Raw genomic sequence first — 3,539 nt, 5'->3', positions numbered from 1 at the left:
CCCTGATTGGTGATATCCCCTTCCTCGGCAGATTGTTCCGCACCGCTACCGTGAATTCACAGCCCAGGAAGCTACTGATGACAGTCACACCTACATTGATTTCTGAGGACGGGCTATAGATGTAATGACGGCCTGTTTGGATGTAGGAAAATCTGTTGTCTAAACGATGAAATCTATCTGGAAGAAATCGAAACTGACTGCAGCGGCACGCTGTTCGCGGACTTTCCTGTTATTTTTGGCGGTCACGGGTTGGCAAAGGTGGACTGGTTCCCAGTGTGCGAAAAATGGCTAAAGGCGCAGGGCATTAAAATTGGTAACGCAAAATAACTGGAAGAATTGAATGATGGATCGTAGAACCTATTTAACACTCACAGCTGCGGCAATCGGCCGATATGCCTTTTATCCTGCTACCGCGCTGGCGGATATGGGGGCATCGAATAATTCTCACTCCTTGCACGTGCAACTCATCAAGGGTGATCTTAAAACCAGCCTGAGATTGTTGAATCTGTGGGGTGAACAATCGGCGGAAAAGCAGGAGCTGATGAAATACGCCTATACCTATTTGAGCGAATCAAAAGACCGAACCTTTGTCCAGTTGGCCGAACAGCCGGAGTTTCAGGCGCTTTGTGCAAAGGCCGAGATGACCCATTTGGGTGGACCGATGCTGGGCGCAGTGAGCGAAGAAGGCGCGCGCGTTTGGGTTCGCACGCTGAAACCAGCGACGGTGGAAGTGCGTTTGGGTAATAAAACATACGGCCCCGTTTTGAGCACGGTTGCGTCGGACTTGACAGCGATTGTGCCGGTGACCGGCTTAAAACCAAACACTCGCTATCCTTATAGCTTATGGGTGGACGGCACGAAAATTTCTATCCCTGAGCATGCGACGATTGTGACGGCGCCGAAGGCCACGACCTCCGGCAAGGTCCGCATCGCGTTCGGGAGCTGTTTCCATCGTTGGGGTCTTGGCAACCCCAAGCAGTCGGCCTTGATCCGTAGCCGTAACCCGTCGGCAATGCTTTTGATTGGTGATATTGCGGTGCAGGATCGGAATAACCATTTGGGCATGCATCGGCTGGATACCTATTATCGGGACTTGATGCCAGCCTGGAACGATTTGGTTGCGCGCATGCCGGTCTATGCGACGTGGGATGATCATGATTATTTCAGAAACGATGGGGCTGGCATTGTAAGAGGATACACTGAGCAGGACAAACAGGGTGTTTGCGATGTATTTACACAGTCGTGGAATAATCCTTCTTTTGGGTTTGATGACGAGCGACGCGGCGTGTTCACCCGCACTCGGATCGGGCCATGCGATGTGATCATGACCGATAACCGCTACTTCCGCGAAAACAAGAAAGGCTCGTTCCTCGGCGATGATCAGATGGATTGGCTGGAGAAGCAGTTGCTCGACTGCAAGGGGCCGTTCATCATTCTATCCTGCGGCTCGATGTGGACCGATCATGTCTCGAAAGGAAAAGATTCCTGGGGCGCCTGGGATCCCGAGGGGCGGGAACGCATCTTCCGTCTGATCGAAAAACACCGGATCGGCGGCGTGCTGCTCATTTCCGGCGACCGACACGGCGCGCGCGGGTTTCGTATCCCCCGTTCGTCCGGGTTTGAATTCTACGAGTTTGAAGCAGCCAGCCTGGGCGGACGCTCGGGTCCGCCTGCAACTAGTGAGAAGTGGGACACCCAATTTTACGGGATTTCCGGCGAGTATGCATTCGGCGAGTTTTCCATCGATGCAGACCTGCCCGATCCCGAAGTGACCTTCCGGTTGATGGGCGAAGAGGGTAACGATATCCACAAACTGACGTTGACGCGCAGCCAGTTGACACCGGGAGTCGAGCAATGATGAGACAATCGACGTTCACCCTACTGCTTGCCTCGGCCGCGGTCCTGACGGCCGTTGCAGCCCAGGCCGGCCGCGACCGCCCGAACATCATCGTCATCATGGTGGATGATATGGGGTATTCGGATATCGGCTGTTACGGCGGTGAAATCGCGACACCGAATATAGATAAACTGGCTGATGAGGGGATGCGGTTCCGCAATTTTTATAACAATGCCAAATGCGGGGCTTCCCGTGCGTCGCTACTGACCGGCCAGTATCCTCATAAGGGTGGGATGAGAGTCGGCGCAACCTTTGCAGAAGTGCTGCGGCCGGTGGGATATCGGACGCTAATGACGGGTAAGTGGCATCAACGGGGTATACCGACGGATCATGGATTTGACCGCTATTACGGTCTGTGCGACGGCTGTTGTAATTTCTGGAATCCCGGCATTCAGGCACGGCCTGGCGAAGGCAAGCCGGGACGTAAATTCAGCGATAATAAGACCAGAAAGTGGGCGATTGAAGATCAGTTAATTACGGATGGATATACACCCGAAGATAAGAACTTTTATACCACCGACGCGTTTACGCAGTATGCCGTGGACCGGCTGGAGGAATATAAAGATGAGGATAAGCCGTTCGTGCTCTATCTCGCATATACCGCGCCGCATTATCCGATCCAGGCTTGGCCGGAGGATATTGCTAAGTATAAAGACACGTACAAAATAGGCTGGGATCAACTCCGGGAAAACCGCTTTCAGCGTATGAAGAAGATGGGGGTCATCGATGATCAATCCAGGCTTTCGCCCCGAGCGGAACAGGTGAAGCCCTGGTCGTCGTTATCGAAGGAAGAGCGGAGGGACGAAGCGTATATGATGGCGGTTTATGCCGCGATGGTCGACCGGATGGATCAGGGGGTCGGCAAGGTGATGGCCAAGCTCAAGGAGATTGGAAAGGATGAAAACACGATTGTAATTTTCCTGTCGGACAATGGCGCCTGTGCAGAGCCTCCAAACACTACGCCAGGTATTCCGCCGGGACCGGTGGAAAGCTATCGAGCGGTAGGCCCGGCCTGGGCCAATGCGTCCAACACTCCGTTCCGATTATTTAAAGCGACTAATCATGAGGGCGGGATTCTCGCTCCGATGATCGTTCGCTGGCCCGGAGTGACCAAGCCCGGCAGTTTTTCGGATCATGTCGGCCATTTGATTGATTTCGTGCCCACCTTTATGGAACTCACTGGCGCGAAATATCCTGCCGAGATTCGTGGCCAGGAGCTCTTGGAGACCGATGGAATTTCATTTTTGCCCGTCTTAAAAGGACAGAAACCGGTCGAGCATCCGTTCCTGTGCTGGAAATACAGCAATGCAAAAGCGGTCAGAGCGGGTGACTGGAAATTGGTGGAAATGAGAATGAAGTCAAAGTCGAAACCGGCAACTTCGCCGTGGGAGCTGTATAACCTTGCGGATGATCCAACGGAACTGAACGACCTGTCTGCGCAGTATCCGGAAAAAGTGCGCACGATGGCGAAGTTGTGGGACAACTGGATAGCAAAAAAGAACTGAAGGCACGGAAGAAGAAATGAAGATGAAAAAATATAGTTGGTTGGTTCTGTTGGGGATTCTGTTTTCTGTTCCAAGCTTTGGCGCGGAGCGCCCTAACATCATCGTCATTATGGCGGATGATTTGGGTTACAACGATG

At 53.0% G+C, this 3,539-nt stretch carries 3 protein-coding genes; all 3 read left to right on the top strand.

Annotated elements, in window-relative coordinates; genetic code table 11:
* Positions 1-2: 2 nt before the first annotated feature.
* The gene (locus tag P1U71_RS18095; protein WP_367281221.1) at positions 3-119 is read left to right on the top strand and encodes a hypothetical protein; all 117 of its coding nucleotides are present in this window, start codon (positions 3-5) and stop codon (positions 117-119) included.
* Between the two features lie 221 nt (positions 120-340).
* Positions 341-1,858 (top strand): alkaline phosphatase D family protein, encoded by a 1,518-nt coding sequence (locus P1U71_RS17775; RefSeq protein ID WP_301107015.1) that lies wholly within the window; start codon positions 341-343, stop codon positions 1,856-1,858.
* Positions 1,855-3,402: an arylsulfatase gene (locus tag P1U71_RS17770; RefSeq protein WP_301107014.1), complete on the top strand. Its 1,548-nt coding sequence runs from the start codon at positions 1,855-1,857 to the stop codon at positions 3,400-3,402. The genes P1U71_RS17775 and P1U71_RS17770 overlap by 4 nt, the downstream gene beginning before the upstream one ends.
* Positions 3,403-3,539 lie beyond the last annotated feature (137 nt).

This window comes from Sneathiella sp. (genome assembly GCF_029233945.1).
Taxonomy (GTDB): Bacteria; Pseudomonadota; Alphaproteobacteria; order Sneathiellales; family Sneathiellaceae; genus Sneathiella.
The sequence above is the reverse complement of the archived record's forward strand: the minus strand, read 5'-3'. Positions and strand labels throughout refer to the sequence as shown.

Bases quoted from the DNA above. Each gene is read 5' to 3' on its own strand.
- P1U71_RS17775 (WP_301107015.1), top strand. From the start codon at position 341: ATGATGGATCGTAGAACCTATTTAACACTCACAGCTGCGGCAATCGGC.
- P1U71_RS17770 (WP_301107014.1), top strand. From the start codon at position 1,855: ATGATGAGACAATCGACGTTCACCCTACTGCTTGCCTCGGCCGCGGTC.